Origin of the sequence: Paenarthrobacter sp. YJN-D, from assembly GCF_015040335.1 — a bacterium.
Classification (GTDB): domain Bacteria; phylum Actinomycetota; class Actinomycetes; order Actinomycetales; family Micrococcaceae; genus Arthrobacter; species Arthrobacter nicotinovorans.
The window spans coordinates 4064489-4084400 of the sequence record NZ_CP053549.1 but is presented as its reverse complement, the minus strand read 5'-3'; the positions used below and the strand labels follow the sequence as shown (position 1 = coordinate 4084400).

At 63.2% G+C, this 19912-nt stretch carries 23 protein-coding genes; 14 read left to right on the top strand and 9 right to left on the bottom strand.

Features of this window, described 5'->3' with window-relative positions:
- Positions 1-9 precede the first annotated feature (9 nt).
- The 4 genes from hpaD (at position 10) to HMI60_RS18930 (ending at position 3191) form a co-directional block, all read left to right on the top strand.
- A complete protein-coding gene (gene hpaD / locus HMI60_RS18945) occupies positions 10-1104 on the top strand; it encodes a 3,4-dihydroxyphenylacetate 2,3-dioxygenase (protein ID WP_018779810.1) in 1095 nt (364 codons plus the stop codon).
- 3 nt (positions 1105-1107) lie between these two features.
- Entirely contained in the window at positions 1108-1893 is a 786-nt protein-coding gene (hpaH, locus tag HMI60_RS18940) for a 2-oxo-hept-4-ene-1,7-dioate hydratase (protein ID WP_193590210.1), read from the top strand.
- Positions 1878-2681, top strand: a complete 804-nt coding sequence (locus tag HMI60_RS18935) for an HpcH/HpaI aldolase/citrate lyase family protein (protein ID WP_193590209.1) — start codon at positions 1878-1880, stop codon at positions 2679-2681. The genes hpaH and HMI60_RS18935 overlap by 16 nt, the downstream gene beginning before the upstream one ends.
- Positions 2682-2744: 63 nt before the next feature.
- On the top strand, positions 2745-3191 hold the full coding sequence (locus tag HMI60_RS18930) for a hypothetical protein (protein ID WP_193590208.1): 447 nt from the start codon (positions 2745-2747) through the stop codon (positions 3189-3191).
- A 1-nt stretch (position 3192) separates the two neighbouring features.
- Here the strand turns inward: HMI60_RS18930 and HMI60_RS18925 are convergent, their stop codons facing one another.
- Together HMI60_RS18925 and HMI60_RS18920 are read right to left on the bottom strand one after the other, a co-directional pair.
- Positions 3193-3549 carry a nuclear transport factor 2 family protein gene (locus tag HMI60_RS18925; RefSeq protein ID WP_193590207.1) on the bottom strand — a complete coding sequence of 119 codons (357 nt, stop codon included), beginning with the start codon at positions 3547-3549 and terminating at the stop codon, positions 3193-3195.
- Between the two features lie 97 nt (positions 3550-3646).
- Positions 3647-4159: a hypothetical protein gene (locus HMI60_RS18920; RefSeq protein WP_227453598.1), complete on the bottom strand. Its 513-nt coding sequence runs from the start codon at positions 4157-4159 to the stop codon at positions 3647-3649.
- A gap of 262 nt (positions 4160-4421) precedes the next feature.
- Between HMI60_RS18920 and HMI60_RS18915 the strand changes: the two genes are divergently transcribed.
- Positions 4422-5630 (top strand): aspartate transaminase, encoded by a 1209-nt coding sequence (locus tag HMI60_RS18915; protein ID WP_018779816.1) that lies wholly within the window; start codon positions 4422-4424, stop codon positions 5628-5630.
- 13 nt (positions 5631-5643) lie between these two features.
- Positions 5644-6318: a 4-carboxy-4-hydroxy-2-oxoadipate aldolase/oxaloacetate decarboxylase gene (locus tag HMI60_RS18910; protein WP_018779817.1), complete on the top strand. Its 675-nt coding sequence runs from the start codon at positions 5644-5646 to the stop codon at positions 6316-6318.
- 242 nt (positions 6319-6560) lie between these two features.
- On the opposite strand, the gene HMI60_RS18905 is transcribed toward HMI60_RS18910, so the two are convergent.
- Complete coding sequence (locus HMI60_RS18905; protein WP_018779818.1) at positions 6561-6782, bottom strand: hypothetical protein; 222 nt, start codon at positions 6780-6782, stop codon at positions 6561-6563.
- A gap of 124 nt (positions 6783-6906) precedes the next feature.
- Complete coding sequence (locus tag HMI60_RS18900) at positions 6907-7851, bottom strand: LysR substrate-binding domain-containing protein (protein ID WP_039243331.1); 945 nt, start codon at positions 7849-7851, stop codon at positions 6907-6909.
- Between the two features lie 264 nt (positions 7852-8115).
- Here HMI60_RS18900 and HMI60_RS18895 point away from each other — a divergent pair, with 264 nt between their 5' ends.
- The 5 genes from HMI60_RS18895 (at position 8116) to HMI60_RS18875 (ending at position 12879) form a co-directional block, all read left to right on the top strand.
- Positions 8116-8904 carry a LamB/YcsF family protein gene (locus HMI60_RS18895; protein ID WP_055973562.1) on the top strand — a complete coding sequence of 263 codons (789 nt, stop codon included), beginning with the start codon at positions 8116-8118 and terminating at the stop codon, positions 8902-8904.
- 1 nt (position 8905) lies between these two features.
- Positions 8906-9643 carry an allophanate hydrolase subunit 1 gene (locus tag HMI60_RS18890; RefSeq protein WP_193590206.1) on the top strand — a complete coding sequence of 246 codons (738 nt, stop codon included), beginning with the start codon at positions 8906-8908 and terminating at the stop codon, positions 9641-9643.
- Positions 9640-10653: a biotin-dependent carboxyltransferase family protein gene (locus HMI60_RS18885; protein WP_018779822.1), complete on the top strand. Its 1014-nt coding sequence runs from the start codon at positions 9640-9642 to the stop codon at positions 10651-10653. The genes HMI60_RS18890 and HMI60_RS18885 overlap by 4 nt, the downstream gene beginning before the upstream one ends.
- Positions 10654-10707: 54 nt before the next feature.
- A complete protein-coding gene (locus HMI60_RS18880; protein WP_018779823.1) occupies positions 10708-12048 on the top strand; it encodes an MFS transporter in 1341 nt (446 codons plus the stop codon).
- Positions 12049-12129: 81 nt separating this feature from the next.
- Positions 12130-12879, top strand: coding sequence for an SDR family oxidoreductase (locus HMI60_RS18875; protein WP_039243328.1), 750 nt, complete (start codon positions 12130-12132; stop codon positions 12877-12879).
- A 122-nt stretch (positions 12880-13001) separates the two neighbouring features.
- On the opposite strand, the gene HMI60_RS18870 is transcribed toward HMI60_RS18875, so the two are convergent.
- From HMI60_RS18870 to purB, 4 genes are all read right to left on the bottom strand, one after another.
- A complete protein-coding gene (locus HMI60_RS18870) occupies positions 13002-13436 on the bottom strand; it encodes an acyl-CoA thioesterase (RefSeq protein WP_018779825.1) in 435 nt (144 codons plus the stop codon).
- Between the two features lie 61 nt (positions 13437-13497).
- On the bottom strand, positions 13498-14001 hold the full coding sequence (locus HMI60_RS18865) for a GNAT family N-acetyltransferase (protein WP_018779826.1): 504 nt from the start codon (positions 13999-14001) through the stop codon (positions 13498-13500).
- 119 nt (positions 14002-14120) lie between these two features.
- Entirely contained in the window at positions 14121-14777 is a 657-nt protein-coding gene (locus HMI60_RS18860) for a histidine phosphatase family protein (protein ID WP_193590205.1), read from the bottom strand.
- A 224-nt stretch (positions 14778-15001) separates the two neighbouring features.
- Positions 15002-16408 carry an adenylosuccinate lyase gene (purB, locus tag HMI60_RS18855; RefSeq protein ID WP_079582396.1) on the bottom strand — a complete coding sequence of 469 codons (1407 nt, stop codon included), beginning with the start codon at positions 16406-16408 and terminating at the stop codon, positions 15002-15004.
- Between the two features lie 167 nt (positions 16409-16575).
- Between purB and HMI60_RS18850 the strand changes: the two genes are divergently transcribed.
- Both HMI60_RS18850 and HMI60_RS18845 read left to right on the top strand, forming a co-directional pair.
- On the top strand, positions 16576-16887 hold the full coding sequence (locus tag HMI60_RS18850; RefSeq protein ID WP_018779829.1) for a hypothetical protein: 312 nt from the start codon (positions 16576-16578) through the stop codon (positions 16885-16887).
- Positions 16887-18233 carry a hypothetical protein gene (locus tag HMI60_RS18845; RefSeq protein WP_110506039.1) on the top strand — a complete coding sequence of 449 codons (1347 nt, stop codon included), beginning with the start codon at positions 16887-16889 and terminating at the stop codon, positions 18231-18233. Before HMI60_RS18850 ends, HMI60_RS18845 begins: the two co-directional genes overlap by 1 nt.
- Positions 18234-18236: 3 nt before the next feature.
- Here HMI60_RS18845 and HMI60_RS18840 read toward each other — a convergent pair whose 3' ends face one another.
- Positions 18237-18665 carry a phage holin family protein gene (locus tag HMI60_RS18840; RefSeq protein ID WP_018779831.1) on the bottom strand — a complete coding sequence of 143 codons (429 nt, stop codon included), beginning with the start codon at positions 18663-18665 and terminating at the stop codon, positions 18237-18239.
- A gap of 89 nt (positions 18666-18754) precedes the next feature.
- On the opposite strand from HMI60_RS18840, the gene HMI60_RS18835 reads away from it, so the two are divergent.
- Positions 18755-19873, top strand: coding sequence for a histidinol-phosphate transaminase (locus tag HMI60_RS18835; protein WP_026267454.1), 1119 nt, complete (start codon positions 18755-18757; stop codon positions 19871-19873).
- Positions 19874-19912 lie beyond the last annotated feature (39 nt).

Sequence of the window (19912 nt, the reverse complement as noted above, 5' to 3'; positions counted from 1 at the left end):
GAGAATCCCATGAGCAACCCATTCACCGGCCCCATCCCCACTCCCACAGTCCCGGCTCCGGATATCGTCCGCTGCGCGTACCTGGAACTCGTAGTCACGGACCTGGAGAAGTCCCGCGCGTTCTACGTGGACCTGCTGGGCCTGCACGTCACCGAAGAGGACGAGAACACCATCTACCTGCGCTCCTTCGAGGAGTTCATCCACCACAACCTGGTCCTCCGCAAGGGCCCGGTCGCCGCAGCTGCTGCCTTCGCCTACCGTGTGAAGTCCCCGGCCGAGGTCGACGCCGCCGAGGCCTACTACCGCGAGCTGGGTTGCCGCGTTGAGCGCCGCAAGGAGGGCTTCACAAAGGGCGTGGGCGACTCCGTCCGCGTGGAGGATCCGCTGGGCTTCCCGTACGAGTTCTTCTACGACGTCGAGCACGTCGAACGCCTCACCCAGCGCTACGACCTCTATTCCGCCGGGGAACTGGTCCGCCTGGACCACTTCAACCAGGTCACCCCGGACGTTCCCCGCGGCCGCAAGTACCTGGAGGACCTCGGCTTCCGCGTTTCCGAGGACATCAAGGATTCCGACGGCGTCACTTACGCCGCGTGGATGCACCGCAAGCAGACCGTGCACGATACCGCCCTGACCGGCGGCAACGGACCCCGCCTGCACCACATCGCGTTCTCCACGCACGAGAAGCACAACATCATCCAGATCTGCGACAAGATGGGTGCCCTGCGCATCTCGGACCGGATCGAACGCGGTCCCGGACGCCACGGTGTGTCCAACGCGTTCTACCTCTACATCCTTGACCCGGACGGCCACCGCGTGGAGATCTACACGCAGGACTACTACACCGGCGATCCCGACAACCCCACCGTCACCTGGGACGTCCACGACAACCAGCGCCGCGACTGGTGGGGCAACCCCGTGGTCCCGTCCTGGTACACCGAGGCCTCCCTGGTCCTGGACCTCGACGGCAACCCGCAGCCCATTATCGAGCGCGAAGACAAGTCCGAAATGGCCGTCACTGTCGGCGCCGACGGCTTCTCCTACACCCGGCCCGAGGGCGCTTCAGATACGGCGGAGGGCTTCAAGCTGGGAGCCCAGGTCTAGGCCATGTTGGACGCGAAGACGATCGAAGCCATTGCCGACGAGCTCCTCGAAGCCGGCCGGAACCGTAAACCGGTCCCGCGCCTGACCGCGCGCTACCCCGACATGACGGTGGAGGACTCCTACGCCGTGCAGCAGCTATGGATGCGGCGGAACGAGGAAGCCGGACGCACGTTGGTGGGGCGCAAGATCGGCCTCACGTCCAAAGCCATGCAAGCTGCCACCGGCATCACCGAGCCCGACTACGGCGCCATTTTCGACGACATGATCCTGGAGACCGGCTGTTCCGTGGAGTGGGACAAGTACACCCATCCACGGGTGGAGGTGGAGCTGGCCTTCGTGCTGAAGTCCGGCCTCAAGGGGCCCGGCTGCACTATTTTCGATGTCCTCAATGCCACCGACTACGTGGTTCCGGCCCTCGAAATCCTGGACTCCAGGATCGAAATGGAGGGCCGGACCATCGTGGACACCATCTCCGACAACGCCGCGATGGGGGCCATGGTGGTGGGCGGACGACCGGTGCGGCCTGACACCGTCGACCTCCGCTGGGTGTCCGCGATCCTGTACAAGAACCAGACCGTCGAGGAGACCGGAGTCGCGGCCGGCGTGCTCGACCACCCGGCCAATGGAGTGCACTGGCTGGCCAACAAGATCGCCGCGCACGGGGATTCGATGAAGGCCGGAGATATCATCCTGGCGGGCTCGTTTACCCGCCCCCTGTGGGTGTACAAAGGTGATACCGTGCACGCGGATTACGGACCGTTGGGAGTTGTGACATGTCACTTCAGCTGAGCCCCACCTTCTATTCGGCCCTCTCGGACGCGGGTCGCCCCTTGGCCGGGATGTGGGTCTGCTCCGGTAGCCCGCTGGTGGCGGAAATCTGCGCCGGTTCAGGTCTGGACTGGGTGTTGATCGACGCGGAGCACAGTCCCAACGGCCTCGAATCGATCCTTGCCCAGCTCCACGCCGTCAGCGGTTACCCCGTGCAGGCCATGGTCCGGCCACCGGTCAATGACACCGTGGTCATCAAGCAGTACCTGGACCTCGGCGTGCAGAACCTGCTGATCCCCATGGTGAACTCTGCGTTTGAGGCAGCCTCTGCGGTTGCTGCTGTCCGGTACCCGCCGCATGGTGTTCGCGGGGTTGGCTCGGCACTGGCCCGGGCTTCACGGTGGAACCGTGTCCCGGACTACCTGGCTGCTGCTTCCGAGTCCATCAGCCTCACGGTCCAGATCGAATCCGAGGCTGCGGCCTCGGCCGTGGAGGAGATCCTGGCCGTCGACGGCGTGGATGGCATCTTCCTCGGCCCCTCGGACCTCGCCGCGTCCATGGGCCTGCTGGGACAGCAGGAGAATCCCTTGGTGAGGGCCGTCGTCGAGCATTGCCTGGAAGCCGCTAAGGCGGCCGGCAAGCCTGCCGGCGTGAACGCCTTCAACCCTGATACCGCCCGTGCCTATCTCGACGCCGGTGCCTCCTTTGTGCTGGTCGGTGCCGATGTGGCGGTGCTGGCCCGCGAGTCGGAGAGGTTTGCCAAGACGTTCATCCCCGTGCCCGAAGCGGCGGAGCGCGACAGTTACTGACAGCTACTGGACCAGAGGGGGTGGGCTAGGCTGGACGGCACGGGAGCCTGAGGGGGCAGAGCCATGAAACGTCGTGTTGTCGCTGTAGTTGCCGTTGTTGCCGCGTTGGGGCTGGCCGGTTGTTCGTCGCCAACAGGTCCGGACGTCCTGGCCAGGGAAGCGACGGCAGAGGACCAGCTTCCGGAGCCCGTGAGCCTCACAGGAGTGGATCTTGAGGTCGAGCCGGGGTCGGCCCGTTTGTTGGCTACCCATGATGACGTGAAGTACTACGGGGCCAAGAGCAAGACAGGCGGATCCGCTTGCCTGTATGCGGTGCCGGTCGGACTCCCGGAGCGATGGAGGGCAGGCTGCGCGGCGGTTGCCACAGGTGAGGAGATCCTCACCCTCACTGTGTTTGACGGTTCACAAGCGAAGCTCATCAACGATGACGTCGACGCCGGCCAAGCGAAGTACCAAGGCTGGAGCCAGATCCAAAAGAATGTGCTGATCCGCCCCGCTGACCGATCCTGAGCTACTTGCGCGCCATGTACCACTCGGTGAATTCACGGGCGCGGCCGTCGTCGGCGAAACGGATCACCCAGAGGTTGTCATAGGTGGGCTCACCGTTGAGGTATGTGGTCACGCCTTGGACGAAAGCGGTATCGCCGTCCTGCCCCAGGAGTGTCCATTCGAAGGTCCAGTCCTCAGGCTTGTCGCCTGCGTCCGCCCACGCCTTGACGATCTCTTCGTGGCCATTCCACGGTTTCTCCGTGTTGGGCTTGTCGAAGTAGGTGGCGTCCTCGGTGAAGAGCGCCCGGATATCGTCAGGCTCGTTCGAGGTCCACGCGCGTTCGTACCGGTCCATCCAGGAGTTCACGTCGTTGGTCATGTACCCGTTCTACCCTCCGCCGGGGTTGGGTTCAACGGGTGCCCAGCCGGGGACGGCAGGCGGGGACGGCAGGCGGGGAGGCCCAGGCCCGGGCGTACTAGGCCGGGCGTGCGATTCCTCGGGTTGCCCGGCGGATATGGTCCGGGGTGAGCCCTGTCAGTGACGCGAGTTCCAGATCATCACAAACGTGGTTTCGGAGTGCCATCACAATCAGGGCTTCCCGCCGCTCCGTGATCTGTTCGCGGTGCCTCTCGGCCGCACGAAGCTCATGGCTTTTGGTCTTCAACGCAGCCAACTGGGCTTGCCGGGGAAGTCCGCTCGGATGGAGATCGTCATAAGCCAAAGCGATGGTTCGGACGGTGCGGAGATTCTCGCCAGTCGCTGCGGAAATGGTCGCGAACCCCAACCCGTCTTCCATGGCTTGCGCAATCAACTCGTTCCTGGCGGCGGTGAGGTTGCGGATAGCGCTGGAAGCATGGCTCAGGAGTTGCCGGTGCAGGGCCAGTGCATGCACGAGTTTGGCGCGTTCCACGTGAGTCGGAGCCTCGGTTCGTGGTGCACGGGCGCGGTATGAGTACCGGGCTGTGGTTGACCGGGTATGGGTTGGCATGGGCTACCTTTCGGTCACGGAACGGGCGCTGCGCGGACACTTCCAACCCTTCGAATCTAGGCGGAGTCCAGCAAGCCGCGGAAATACCAAAACCGCGTGAACCCATAAGCAAAGTGCATGGGTGTGGTGCCGCCTTCGGTCATAAGGGTCCCTTATAGATCCACGCACATTAGGTCTTATCCAGAGCCCCCTTTCAGTCCTTAGTCTCGAAAAAGGGATCCGCGAATCCGCGCGTCCCGGGTTCCACATTCCTGGAGGAGACATGTCCGAGTTCCTGCCGGCGTCGAGGGTCAGCCGCATCAAGGCCTCAGCCAGCGTCGCCGCTGCCGCCCGCGTCCGCGAACTGAAAGCCGAAGGCGTCCAAATCATCGACCTCACGGTCGGCGAGCCGGATTTCGACACCCCTGACCACATCAAGGCCGCCGCCATCAAGGCAATCAACGCCGGCGAGACGAAGTACACGTCGGTCACTGGCACCCCTGAGCTGCAGGCCGCCATCCTGAACAAGATCGAGCGGGACGCCGGACATCGCTACGACGCCAAGCAGCTCACCATCGGTGGCGGAGCGAAGCAGGTCCTTTACGTGGCACTGATGGCATCGCTCAACCAGGGCGACGAAGTGATCGTCCCCGCGCCGTACTGGGTTTCCTACCCGGACATGGTCCTGGCCAATGACGGCACTCCGGTGATTGTCCCGTGCGGCGAGGATACGGGCTTCAAGCTCACACCGGCCGCACTGGAGGCGGCCATCACACCCAAAACCAAGTGGCTCATCCTCAACGCTCCGTCCAACCCGACCGGGGCCGTCTACACGCGTGAGGAACTGCAGGAGCTCGGGGAGGTCCTCGGGAAGAATCCGCACGTCTTCATCCTCACCGACGAGATCTACGACGAAGTCCACTTCGGCGACGGCCGCGTGACCAGCCTGGTCACAGCCGTCCCGGCGCTCAAGGACCGCGTCCTGTTGGTCAACGGAGTTTCCAAGGCCTATGCCATGACCGGTTGGCGGCTCGGCTACGGAGTGGGTCCAGTACCCCTGATTGCGGCCATGAACAAACTGCAGTCGCAGACGTCGTCGTGCCCGTCGTCCATCAGCCAGGCCGCAGCAGTCGCGGCGCTGAACGGTGACCAGTCCTTCGTCCGTGACTCGGTGGAGGTCTACCGCAAACGCCGGGACGCCGCCGTCGAGGGCCTCAACGCCATCAACGGCCTGTCCGTTGCGCCGGCCGAAGGCGCCTTCTACGCGTACGTGAATTGCTCAGGCGTAATCGGCAAAACCGCGCCCGACGGCAAGGTCATCGGGAACGACCAGGACTTCACGCTCTACCTGTTGGACGCCGCACGCGTGGCCGTCATCCAGGGTTCGGCCTACGGCTTGGGCCCTTACTTCCGGATCTCCTTCGCTACCTCGCTGGAGACCATCAACGCCGGTGTGGACTCGATCCGCGATGCCGTCAACGCCCTCAACTAGAAAGATCCAGACAATGATCCACGTCAAGACCAAGTTCGAGCGCCCCGACGCCGATGTCGTCAGCCGCCTCGCCAAGTTTTCCTCTGCCACCATCCACGAAGCACAGGGCCGCCGCGGCGCGCTGAGCTCCAGGATCAAGCCGATCGACCGTTCCATGTCCTTCTGCGGCCCGGCCGTCACTGTCGCCTGCGCACCACAGGACAACCTCATGCTCCAGGTCGCCATCCACTATGCCCAGGCCGGCGATGTGGTCCTGGTCGGCGCGCAGGAAATGGCCGAGGCCGGCACGTTCGGCGATGTCCTGGGCAACGCGATGAAAGCCAAGGGGATCGCTGCCATGGTCACTGATTCCGGCGTGCGGGATACCCAGGACCTGATTGAACTCGGCCTTCCCGTGTTCTCCGGCAGCGTCAGTATCAAGGGCACCGTCAAGGAAACCCTCGGCCCGATCAACCACCCCATCGTCTTCGGCGACGAAATCATCTACCCGGGCGACATCCTCCGCGGCGACGCTGACGGCGTTGTGGTGGTCCGCCGCGAAGAGGCCGAGGAAGTCATTGCGCTGTCCCAAGCACGCGATGACCACGAGCGCGAACTCATCAAGCTCTACCATGACGGCGGCAACACCATTGAGCTCTGCGGACTGACGGAGAAGCTCAAGGAGAAGGGCCTCCTGGTAGAGGACTGATCTTCCGCGAAGGGGCCGGTCGCGCGTCTGTGGCGTTGCGGCCGGCCCTTTGGCGTGCCCGTTTACGGCACGAGCGGTTTGCGGCAAGACTGGTTTGTGGCACGATCAGGGCCGCGGGCATGAAAAGGCGCCCTTGCCGGGGGCAGGGCGCCTTGGTGCGGTCGAGTTAAGCGGTCCGGTGCAGCGGCGGTGGAAGTACGACGGCGGGTGGCCGGGTCCGGCGGCTGCCCTGCGGCCGCCGCTCAGTCGAGACCGGAGTGGCCGGGGCGGGTATCCACCAGATGCCACTCGATGCTGTTTCCGGAGTGTGCGGGCATCAGGCTGCCTTCGAAGACAAACAATGGTTCACCGATGCCACCGATGGGACGCCAAAAACCATTCCGCGGGCAGTGGAATCCGGTTCGTGCGCTGATCGTTCCACGGGTTGGATTCGAAACCCATCCGGTCGTGCTGATCTTTTTCACCGTTTTTTCCTTTGAACGTGCCCGCGGTGTCCGTGAGCTGTTTTCGAATTCCTTGCTGATTCGATTTTAGGAAATTAAAACGGTCTTGAATAAGACCAAAGCCGTCTGTCCGGATAAGGCTTTGTTATGGATGGGCCGGCAGTTGCACGGGGTCGGTTCCGTACTTCCTGATCAGTTGCTGGTGCAGCATTTCCTTGACCACCATGAGCACGGCTGAGGCTGCCTCGGACAGCGGCTCGTGGTCGGGAGTGCAGAGGGCGATCTTGCTCTGCAGCCCGGGTTCGACGATCCGCAACACCTTGAAGTCCTGGTCCGGGAAGAGGGCATCCGCGGCCGACTTGGGCAACACAGTGCCACCCAGGTTGGCCCGGATCAGGCGGGTCAGTGACGGTACCGACTCGACTTCGCCCACCAATTTGAGGGGCAGGTCCTGTTCGGCGAGACCCTTCTCGATGATCTGGCGGAGGGTGTGGTTCTTCTCCGGAAGGAAGAGTCCCACCTTGCTGGCTTCCGCAAGCGTGACCGTATCCTCGCCGTGGTTCACGTCCAGGTCCGGATGGACCACCAAGTGCAGGTCTTCCACGATCATGGTGGTGAATTGCACTCCGCGGATCTTTCCGGGCTCGTAGATGAGTGCCATGTCCAGGCGGCCGTTCTTGATGGCTTCGCTCAACACCCCGCCGAAAATCTCGGTCAAGTGCACCACGATGTCCGGATAGCGCCGGCTGACTTCGCTGATGATCTGCGGCGTCAGGCTGGAGGCCATGCTGTAGGGCGCAATCGCGATGGAAACCCGGCCGGAGGGTGCTGCGCCGGAGGTGGCGACGTCTTGCCGCGCCTGCTCCACCAGCCGGAGGATCGACTGCGCGTGCCGGTAGAGGGTGTGTCCCGCAGCGGTAGGCTCAACGCCCTGTTTGCTGCGGATCAGGAGGCGCTGCTTGAGGTCGTTTTCCAGTGCCGATACCTGTTGGCTCAGGGCGGGCTGTGCCACGTGGAGCGCCGCAGCAGCCTTGGTAATGCTGCCGGAGTCAACGATCTGCACGAAGTATGAGAGCTTGCGCGTATCCATTGGTCTGCCTTCCTCGAGGGCCACGTCCCCGGGTGGCATGCGTTAGGGAAATTCTATCCGGGGCCGGTGGGACCCAAGCCACAGTACAGGGTGGTGCAGGTCATAACGGAGAGCTATTACGGGATAACTATTAGGTCTTTGTGCCGCGTGGTTGACCGGTGCGAGACTTTTGGAAAGAACATCCGGCAACGGAGGGGAATCCTGAAATCACCCGCCGTTTCCTTGGAATTCAATTCCACGGCAAAACCACGAAAAGAGAACCACGTGAACCCGATAATTGATCTTGTAGCGGATCTCGGAGAGGGATTTGGCGCCTACACCATTGGCGACGATTCCGAACTCCTTGAGATCGTCTCAAGCGCCAATATCGCATGCGGGTTCCATGCCGGCGATCCGGACATTATGGCCGCGACTGTTGGCGAATGCGTGCGACGTGGAGTTGGAATCGGGGCCCATCCGGGTTTCCCGGACCTGCGGGGTTTCGGTCGGCGGGACATGGGCCTTTCGGCCGGTGAAGTTCAGAACGACGTCGTGTACCAAGTGGGCGCGCTGAATGGCTTCGCCGCATTCCACGGCACCAAGGTCACGCACTTGGCACCCCACGGCCGGCTCGGCAACCTCGTTGCCGTCCGGGCCGATTACGCCCGGGCCGTGGCCGAGGCAGCGGCCCGCGTGGACAACGAACTCGTGGTGGTGGCCCAGGAAGGCGAACTGGCTGTGGCTGCACGCGCCGCCGGGCTGGACGTGGCAATTGTCGGCATCGTTGACCGCGCCTACCAGGAAGACGGGACATTGGTTCCCCGGAGCCAACCCGGTGCTGTGCTGCATGATCCCGCCGACATCGTGGAGCGGACGCTCCGGATGGTGGTTGACGGCAAGATCCGCTGCGCCAACGGCGCTGACATGGATATCGACGTCGACACAGTCCTCCTCCACGGGGACAACCCCGGCGCTGTCGGACTGGCCCGCCTGATCCGTTCCGAGCTCATCTCCGCCGGTGTTCGCATCGCCCCGCTGGCCGAGGTCATGGATGCCAGGAAGAAGGCGGCCTGACATGACCGTCCTGACAGTGGCCCCCACCGAGATTTACGAGTCAGGTGACTCCGCACTGCGTGTCGTGGCCATCTCTCAAGCAAACGAAGACAACTGGCTCACAGTTCACCGCTTGGCCGACTGGCTGGAAAGCTGCGGCGCCGAAGGTCTCTACGGTGCCGTTCCCACCTACGACTCCGTCCTGGTGGAATTCGATCCCATCCTGGTTTCGGCCCGCCAAGTGCGCGCCTTCGTCAAGCTGGGGCTGCTGGAGCTCGGCCATGCAGCCGAGGGAGCGCAGGCGCCCCGTGAATTCGATGTCCCCGTGGTCTACGGTGGCGACTTCGGTCCGGACCTGGAACTCGTTGCGGAGCATCAAGGCATTTCAACCGGAGAAGTCATTCGGCTCCACACTGAAAAGACCTACACCGTACGATGCCTGGGCGCTCCCGCAGGTTCTCCCATGATGGACGGTCCCGCGTTCCCCAGGCCTGTACCCCGGTTGAAGGATCCCCGGCTCAGCGTCCCGGCAGGTGCGGTGTCCGTTGCCGGACGCCAGGCAGTCATCGCTCCGGCCGCTGCTCCGGGTGGCTGGTGCGTGATTGGCCAGACACCGCTTTCCGTGCTGAACATCCACAAGGAACCGTTGGTCCCGTACAAGCCCGGCGACATTTTGCGGTTCCGGCAGATCCGCAGCGAAGACTTCAACGACTTCGTTGGCCGGGAGTTGGAACCGCTGGAATTGGAACGCCTGCCATGAGCGGCCGGATCCTGATCCAGCAGCCGGGAAACTCCGTGGTGACGGACCTCGGCAGGACCCGGGGCCCCCGCTTCGGACTTCCCGTGAACGGCGCCCTCGACCAGTATTCAGCGCGCGCCGCCAATATCCTGGCCGGAAATCCTGACAACGATCCCCTGGTGGAGATCACGGCCCTCGACTTTCGGATGACCGCGAACACAGATGTCCTGATCGCTGTGACCGGCGCGCCCCTTACCCTGACCGTCGGCGGACGAGCATGCAGCCAGTGGGAACCCGTTTCGGTGCGTGCGGGCGAATCCGTGTCCATCCGCGGGATCCACCGCGGACTCCGTGCCTACCTGGCCGTCCACGGCTCCATTGAGGCCGAGACATTGCTTGGCAGCGCCGCCCCGGACACCGTCGTGGGCTTCGGACGCCAGCTCAAGGAAGGAACCGCGCTCGTCACCCGTCGGAGCGTGACACCTGTACGCCAGCCGTACTTCGACCTTCCCCTTTTCCGGCTCGGCCTCGAAAGGCCGGGCATGGGTTCAGACTTGTTGGTCGACGTGACCGACGGGCCGGACGTCGCCGAGTTCGGCGAATCCGGTGAACTGCTCTTCACCTCCGAGTACGCCGTCAGCGGCCGCAGCAACCACATAGGCCTGCGGCTTGGCGGAGAACTTCCGGAAAGAACCTCAAGCGGTGAGGTCCTTTCCCGCGGCGTGCCAGTGGGCGCCGTCGAGGTTCCCTCAAGGGAAGAGCTGCTGGTACTGCACCGGGGACGCGGCGTCACCGCCGGATATCCCGTCCTCGCAGTGGTTACCAGCACCGGACTGGATGTCCTGGCCCAAGCGAGGCCAGGGGACAAAGTCCGTTTTCGGAAAACCACAGTGGCAGAAGCAACTGCCGCCCACAGGCGCTCGCGGGCCCAGCTTGAGACCCTCCGCGAATCCGTCCACACCGTCTTCGGACTCCTCGGCATTGGATGCCGTCCCCAGTGGCAGGACCTACCAGTTGCGGCATGCAGCTAAAACCCTGTCGTCAACCAGTAGGCGTTGCTACGCTCATCCCAGTAAGGAAAAGTCATGACCGCAAGCACCAATGCTGCTCCAGTGCAGCATGAGCGGCTCACGGGCCGCCAAACCCGCAAGGTTGTCACCGCAGGGTGCGTTGGCATCTTCGTGGAACTGTACGACAACGGCATTTTCGCCTTCATGGCAGGGACTCTGGCCCTGGTCTTCCTGGCGCCCGGCAACCCGGACAACGCCCTGCTCTTCGTTTTCGCCGGGTACGCGGTCTCCTTCTTTGTCCGTCCCCTCGGCGCAGTGGTCTGCGGCTATCTTGGCGACCGGATCGGCAGGCAGAAACTACTGGTCTTTGTCATCCTCCTGATCAGCGTCGCCACCGCCGGTATCGGCCTGCTTCCCCCTTACGCAGCAATCGGTGTTGCAGCTCCCATCCTGCTGGTTCTCCTGCGGCTTCTGCAGGGCTTCTCCGTTGGTGGCGAAGCTGCCGGCGCCATGACGTTCCTCGCTGAACACGCCCCTGAAGGCAAGCGCGGCGTCATCACTTCCTACGCGCAGATTGCCTCTTTCGCGGCGCTGCTCACCGGTACTTTGGTGGCCTACTCCATGTCGCCGTGGCTCACCCAGGCAGCGATCGACGGCGGCGGCTTCGGTGCGTTCGCCTGGCGCATCCCGTTCCTGGTCGCCATCCCCATGGGCATCATCGGTTGGTACATCCGCAAGGCCATCAGCGACACCCCGAACTTCGAGAAGCTCAAGGAAGAGGGCGGCCTCTCCAAGAACCCCCTCAAGGAAGCCTTCCAGTCCAAAGAACACCGCCGGGCCATGCTCCTGGCCCTCTTCATCCCGCTGATGAACGGCTCCGGCTACTACGTTCTCTTCTCCTACATGCCGACGTTCCTCAAGGGCAAGCAGCTGAACTTCACCATCGGTGAGGCACTCCTCGTCACCGCCTGCAGCCTGGTGGTCATCTGCATCGCCATCCCGTTCATGGGCGCCTTGTCCGACCGCATTGGCCGCAAGAAAGTCATCGCTGGTTCCGCGATCGCCATGGCTGTCCTCGGCATTCCGTCCTACGCCCTCATCGCCACCGGCGAAATGGGCCTGGCCATCCTCGGCGCCTGCATCATGGCCATCGTCTTCGCCGGGCACACCGCAGTCATCCATATCCTGATCGTCGAGCTGTTCCCCACCCGCGTCCGCTACTCGGCTTACGGTCTCGGCTACAACATCTCCTCGGCATTGTTCGGCGGCACCGCCCCGCTGCTCATGACCTGGCTGATCGGCAGCACCGGCAACATCTACATGCCTGCTTTCTACGCAGTCATCACCGCCCTCGGCACGCTCATCGCGGTCAGCACGGTCAAGGACCGAGCCCACGAACCACTCCGCGACGCCTAGCCACCACCTAGCGGCTGTGCGCCGGGCCTTACCGGTCCGGCGCACAGCGGCCCACCGATTCCCCACCTTCTGGAGGACACCATGTCTTTTTCCGACTACACCACCGCCCTCGTCACCGGAGCGTCAACCGGGATGGGTGCCGCCATCGCGGAGCGCCTCGCCAAGCGCGGCCTGACAGTCCACGCCGTCGCCCGCAACGAGGAACGCCTCGCCGAACTGGCCGACCGCACCGGAGCCATCCCGCACGTAGTCGACCTAACCGACACGGCCGCGCTGGCCGCCGTCGTCGGTGACCTCAAGGTGGATGTCCTGGTGAACTGCGCCGGTGTTTCCCGACCGGGCAACATCCTGGATTCCTCCGAGGAAGACATTGACGAGCTTGTGGACGTGAACCTTCGCGGCCTGCTGCAGCTCACCCGGCTGGTGCTGCCGGGCATGGTGGAGCGCGATCTTGGCCATGTCATCAACATCAGCTCGATCGCTGGTCTGTACAACTTCTACGGGCACACGGTCTATCACGCCACCAAGGCCGCCGTGCACCAGATTTCCCGCCAGCTCCGGAACGACACCGTGGGCAAGCGCATCCGCGTTACCGAAATTTGCCCTGGCCGCGTGGAGACCGAGATCTTCGGCCGCAACCTCGGCGGCACGCCCGAGGCCATGGAAGAAGCCTGGCAGACCTACTACGAGGGCTACGAGTCGCTGACCACGGACGACATCGTCAATGCGCTGGACTACGCCATCGAAACGCCCCGCCACGTCAACGTAGGCATGCTCGAACTCATGCCGACGTTCCAGGTGCCCGGCGGGCTGACGTTCGACCGGCGCTAAAGCGCCCCACAGGTTCCGGCGGCACTCACTCCCGTCGCCGGAAATACAAGCTGGCGGCCGCGTATTCGCGGCCGCCAGCACCCGTTTAACTGCAGTTTGAAGGCTGCACGACGGCGGGTGGTTCAGTCTTCGTCGAGCGTCTCGGTCAGGTGGTGGGTGGGGATCCGGTCGCGGTCGTAGGTAATCTCCGTGTAACCGTGGGGCTGGGGACGCCCGTCAGCTCCGAGGTTGACGAACACGATCTCCTCGATGGTCAGGATGGCCTGCCGCGTGATCATGTTCCGCACCTCGGCCCGCATGGTCAAGGACGTGCGGCCGAAGTGCTTGGCCGTCAGCCCCATCTCGATGAGGTCGCCCTGGACTGCGGAGCTCACGAAGTTGATCTCCGAGATGTACTTGGTGACGGCCCTGCCGTTGCCGAGTTGAAGGATGGCGTAGATCGCGGCCTCTTCATCGATCCACTTCAGCAGGCTACCGCCGAAGAGCGTGCCGTTGGCGTTAAGGTCCTCGGGCCGAACCCATTTACGGGTCCGAAAGGTGATGTCTGCTTTTTCCATAATCCGAGATTATCGAACCGGCGCAACTCCATGCTGGATGTTGCGCCGGCGACTGTCCCGCTTACGCCATTGCAGTGTGTGAAGCACTGTGGGAATCCAGGCGCTTGGAATAGCAATATGACTCGTTGACGCCCACATAGGGACCAAAGTTGGGCACGGCCGCAAAGCCCGCGCTTTCGTAGAAGCTGCGGCCGTCCGACTGGGCTGAACCAGCCTCGGCTGCGATCACCGTGAATCCGTGTGAATGTGCCTGGGCTTCGAGCGCGGCAAGGATTGAGCTCGCCACTCCCGAGCCACGGGCATACGGAACCACGTAGAGCCTCTTTACCTCTGCCGTGTTCTCGTCCAGCATTCTCAGGCCGCCACAGCCGAGCGGTTGGCCGGAACACTTTTCGTAAGCCACCACAAAGACTGCGGTATCGGCTTCCGACGGGGGAGGCCCGGGTTCGTGGTCAGTGCTTCCGAAACGTGAATCCAGTTCTGCCTGCTGCGCGGCTCGAAGGTCGGCACCTACGGGGTTGGCCCACGTGACCTGCCGGATGTTGAGCCGTGGGTTGGTCTGCATTTATGCCTCAATTCGCCGGGTTTCGGGGAGGTGTCTATGCGACTTAAGCCTAGGTAGCCGGGGTTACCGTGGTGTTTCCTGCGCGTAAGCGTCGGGAGAAATACTGCCCGTCTCCAGCGTTACAGTGCCTCGCCTGTGGGATCCTCGGAGGTTTGGTCCGTCAGTGCCATACCGCCAACGGGGATCTGGTCCCAGTGCAGGACTCGCCAACCGCTTGCCGGGTCACCTTCGAGGGCCACAATTCCGGTGTTGGGCAACTGGTGCGTTCGGGCGAACACTGCGTCGATGTCTGAAGCCCTGCGGCCGGCCCAGCAACGGATTGCTGCTCCGTGGCTGACAATCACCGCGGTCTGATGCCCGGCGGCCGCCACTTGCTCCACGGAGGCGTCGAAGCGGGCGAAGAAGTCGTGCCCCGCGAACGCCCCGGGCATGCGTACGTCCAAGTCGCCGTCGGTCCAGGCGAATACCGTGCTCATGTAGCGCATGTGCGACTCGTGATCGGTCTTCTTTTCCAGGCTGCCGGCTTCGATCTCGTGGACGCCGTCCAGGATGGTTGCCTGCAGCCCGGTGGCCTTGACCAGCGGCAAAACAGTGCGTTGGGTGCGTAGCAAAGTAGAAGTGTAGAGGGCGTCGATGGCTTCGTCTGCCAGTGCTTCAGGAAGGGCGGCCGCTTGGCGCTCTCCGAGTGCCGTCAGGCCCGGGCCGGGGAAGGCTGTATCCAACTGGCCCGCAACATTGCCCGGGGTTTGTCCGTGCCTGATCAACAGGAGCTTCATGGTGCCCCGCTCCTTACATCGTTTCGTCTGGCCGGCGTTCCATCCGGGCTGTGTGTCCTGCGTGCTGTGCCGCAGCCCGGTTGGTTCCAGCCAATCAGTCGCGAAGGCCCGGAAAGGACCCGACACGCCGTGTCGCCCCAAGGGTCAGCGGCAGGTTAAACCACGACGGCGGGCCAAGGCTCCCAGCCCCGCCCGCCGCCGTCGAACGCTGTGCGTTCCTTTGGCTACTTCAGGTGGTCCACGAGCTTGTCCGCGATGCCCGTGTACTTGCCCGGCGTCAGGGCGAGCAGACGTGCTTCAGCCTCAGCGGAGAGGCCCAGGCCCTGAACGAACTCCTGCATGCGGGCACCGTCCACCCGCTGGCCGCGCGTGAGGTCCTTGAGCCGTTCGTAGGGGTTTTCCATGCCTTCGACTCCGGCGATGGCTTCGGCGCGCATGACCATCTGGATGGCTTCGCCCAGGACTTCCCAGTTGGTGTCGAGGTCGCCGGCCAGGACTTCCTCGGCTACGTCGAGGGCCTTGAGACCCTTGGCGACGTTGGAAATCGCAAGCAGCGAGTGGCCGAACGCGACACCGATATTGCGCTGCGAAGACGAATCCGTGAGGTCACGCTGCCAGCGGGACGTGACCAGTGTTGCGCCCAGGGTGTCCAGGAGACCGTTGGAGATTTCCAGGTTGGCTTCGGCGTTCTCGAAGCGGATCGGGTTTACCTTGTGCGGCATGGTGGATGAACCAGTGGCTCCGGCCACCGGGATCTGGCGGAAGTAGCCGATGGAGATGTAGCTCCAGATGTCCGTGCACACGTTGTGCAGGATGCGGTTGAAGCGTGCGATATCGGCGTACAGCTCGGCCTGCCAGTCGTGGCTTTCGATCTGCGTGGTGAGCGGGTTCCACGTGAGGCCCAGTCCTTCCACGAAGGACTTGGCGACAGCTTCCCAGTCAGCGCCCGGCACAGATGCGACATGGGCGGCGTAAGTGCCGGTGGCGCCGTTGATCTTGCCCAGGAATTCGGTCTTGGCGATGCGTGCGAGCTGGCGGTTGAGGCGATGCGCAATGACCGCCAGTTCCTTGCCGAGAGTGGTGGGCGTGGCCGGTTGGCCGTGCGTGCGGGAGAGCATGGGCACGGAGCGGTTTTCCTCGGCCATGGCCTCGATCTGCTTTACCAAGGCCGTGGCATTGGGAAGCCAGACATCTTCAACAGCACCCTTGATTCCAACAGCGTAGGAGAGGTTGTTGATGTCCTCGGAGGTGCAGCCGAAGTGAACCATGGCGGTCAGGTTTTCGATGCCGATGGCGGGCAGCCGGCGGCCGATATAGTACTCGACAGCCTTCACGTCGTGGACGGTAACGGCTTCGATCTCTGCGAGCTCGGCGACGGACGACGCGTCGAATTCGGTGACGATGGCCCGCAGCTGGGCAATCTGGGAGTCGGAGAGCGGACCGGCGCCCGGAAGAACAGACTGGCTGGTCAGGTGGATGAGCCACTCGACTTCGACGTGCACGCGATCGCGGTTCAGCGCGGCCTCGGACAGGTAGTCCACGAGGGGTGCGACGGCGGCACGGTAGCGGCCGTCAAGGGCGCCAAGAGCCAGAGGTTCGGAAGCGAGGGACACACGAGGGGATTCAGCCATGGTGCCTATTCTTTCATGCCCGGCGCGGAGGCCGGCGTCGATGACGGGGCTATGTGGACGACCCGTCAGGTTATCCACATACGCGACGTCGATACTTCCGTCGGCCTCTGCCCGTCCGTAGCGTTTTGGCTACCGATCAGCAGAACGACCACTGGAGTACAACCCACATGAGCCTCGGCGTGATGCCTGCAGCCAATCCACCCGCTTTCGATCCTTCGGAATGTGCTTCCCGGAGCCACGAAGTCCAACGGCTTGCATGGCGAATGAAGACCTGCGTCGACCAGGCAGATACCGTCCTTGCCTCCCTGCGGAAGATTCAGCTGGAGGAATGGCAGTCCCCGGCGGGCCGTGAGTACCGGACCACGATCGCCATCCATGCTTCTGCCCTTATGCGGGCGCGGGAGAACTTGGACGGCGCCGCCGCGGTAGTGCTGAGGCACTCACAGAACGTCTCCCTCCAGAGCGGGAGGGGATACTGATGGCCGATGCGGCTCCGGTGGGTGCCGGCGCGGCGCCCACGCCTTCTCCGCCGCCGGCCGACGGAAGCCTGAGCATCCGGGGAGGAGTTGGCGGGATCTCTTTCCAGCTGGAAGAACTTGTGAGGGGGGCCGACCGGCTCGATGACATTGTTCGGCAGCTATTGAGCATCGAGGAAGAGGCCCGTCGCGTTCAGGATGCACTCACGCCGTATCTCTCCGACTCCTATGACTCGGGCTGTCTGGCCATCGATGCCGTGGCCGAAAGCAGGAAAGACATAGGACGCCTGCGTCAGGACCTGTGCGACGTCAGCGCAAGCGTGCGGGCCAGTCACCGGGACTACGCAACGACGGAGGCACTGAACACCCGGCTCCATCTCCTTGGGCCCGGGGCAATGATGTTCCCGGACCCGGGCCACTTCCTCAGACCGGGACGTGACCTTACTGAGGACATCCTCAACCTGGTGATCACCCCGGGTCTCGAAGCAGAGCCGGTGGTGGGGCTGGTGCTCGGTTCACCGTTGCTGGCAGCGTTCCAACCCCGTCCCGTCAGCGTGGCGAAGGTCAGCGAAAGCGTGGAAGATGTGCAGCCTTCCATGGCCGAAAGTCTCCGGCGTCTCGAGAAGGTCTATGCCAGGAACGACGGCGAGATTGAGGTGATCGAGTTTGATAACGACGGTTCGTCCTCATGGATGGTCCTGATACCCGGCACACAGCCCCATACGCCCTCAACCAACCCTCTGGACATCCAGGGAATCGGCGAAGCAGTCGGCTATGGCTCCGAGGAGGTCATCCCCGCAGTCGCGCAGGCCCTGCATGAAGCAGGGGCTGGAGCCGGGGATCAGGTGGTGGCAGTCGGGCATAGCCAGGGCGGTGTGCACGCCATGAACCTTGGCCGGGACAAGGCGTTCCTCAGTGAGTTCGACCTCAAATTCGTGCTTACTGCCGGCGCTCCTGTTGGAGGCATAGTTCCCGAGCCTGGCATCAACTCCCTGCATCTGGAACACGTGCAGGATTGGGTTCCCGGAACGGACGGGCACATGAACCCTGACACGAAGGAACGGGTGACAGTGACGCTGACGGACCACGTCCAGACTCCCGAAGGGGAAGATCCGGGCCTGGGCCCCGGGCACGATCAGGAGAATTATGCGAAAGGAGCCGAGCTGGTCAGCGCGAGCGGAGATCCTTCGTTGCTTGCATCCACTGCGGCGTTCGCAGGAGTCGTGGGCGTTGGCGGCGCGGCGAAGATTACCCGGTTCAAGCTCACCCGGGATCCGCGGACAGATCGTAGGGGCAGTCTGAAGGTACCTGCCCTTCCCGAATCACGGTCCACGGCCGGAGCGCGATGATTCCTACCGCTTACGGGTACCAGGGATGAGCCCGGCCACCATGGAGATGATGCTGATGATGATCGACGCCAGGATGGCTGTCCAGAAGAAGGAATCCAAAGTCAGGTGTACGGGGGTGAAAGTGCTGAGCCACGCAGTGAGGTACAGCATCGCCGCGTTGATGACGATGGTGAACAGGCCCAGGGTCAGGATGGTCACGGGAAGCGAAAGAAGCCTCACCAAGGGACGCACGAAGGCGTTGACCACTCCAAAAATGAGCCCAATGAACAAATACGCCAAAATTATGCCCACCGTGTCAGCGCCCTGCGTCAGTCCCGCATTGGCGGCCGCTGACTCCGTGGCGCTGGTTGTGATGTCCATGCCTTGCAACAGCCAGGTTGCAACCCACAGGGCGAGCCCGTTGATGAGGACGCGGATGATGAATGAACCCATGGCCCCATGCTTTCACACTCACCTGTGCCGTGGCTGGGCGGTTTCTCCATCACTCCGGCCGTGCGAGGGGTGCAAGTAGGCTTGAAGCCATGACTACTACTGACAACGCACCGGAGGGCGTACTCCCTCGACCGGTCGTGGACAGGCTTCCCAAATACGCTGCCGGTAAACCACCGGCAGCAATTGAAGGCCTCACCAGCTATAAATTGTCGTCCAACGAGAATCCGCTGCCTCCGGTTCCTGCAGTGTTGCAGGCGATTGCGGACCAGACTGACATCAACCGCTACCCCGATCCGCTGGCAACGAAGCTTCGGACCGCCCTTGCAGGCTTTCTGGACGTCCCGGCTGACGATGTCGTCACCGGTGCCGGCAGCCTCGGAGCGCTGAACCAAATCCTTGCGACGTTCGCCGGGCAAAACGATGACGGCAAGGCAGACGAGGTGATCTACGCGTGGCGTTCCTTCGAGGCGTACCCCATCTGCGTAGGCCTGGCGGGCGCTGCCAGTGTTCAGATTCCTCTTCTGGCGGACGGCCGGCACGATCTCGACACCATGGCTGCGGCAGTTACCGTACGTACCAAGGTGATTCTGTTGTGCACGCCCAACAACCCCACCGGGCCGATTCTGACCGCCGAGGAAACTGAGCGCTTTATTCAGTCAGTACCCCCGAATGTGGTGGTGGTTATCGACGAGGCCTACCAGGAATTCGTCCGCGACCCCCAGGCCGTTGACGGCATCAAGCTCTACCGCAAGTACCCCAATGTGGTGGTTTTGCGAACCTTTTCAAAGGCGCATGGGCTCGCTGGCTTGCGCGTTGGATACAGCGTGTCCGGCCCGGCGCTTACCCAACACCTCCGGGTCACCGCAACGCCGTTTGCGGTTTCACAAATTGCGGAAAGGGCAGCCGTAACCTCGATTGAGAATTTCGACCAGGTTGTGGAAAGGGTACAAAGCCTCGTCGATGAACGGGACCGCGTGACGGCCGGGCTTCGGGAGTTGGGCTGGTTCATTCCGGAGGCCCAAGGCAACTTCATATGGTTGAATCTGGGCGAGAACAGCGCCGAATTTGCGGCCCTGGCGGCAGAGCAGGCACTGTCCGTTCGCGCCTTCGCCAATGAGGGCGTCCGTGTCAGCATCGGAGAGGTGGAGGCCAACACGCGTTTCCTGAATCTCTGTGCAGGTTATACAAAGGCGCCGCAAGGTTCCTAGCGGTTAACAAATGCGCCAACCGAACTTACTGCCGATAAA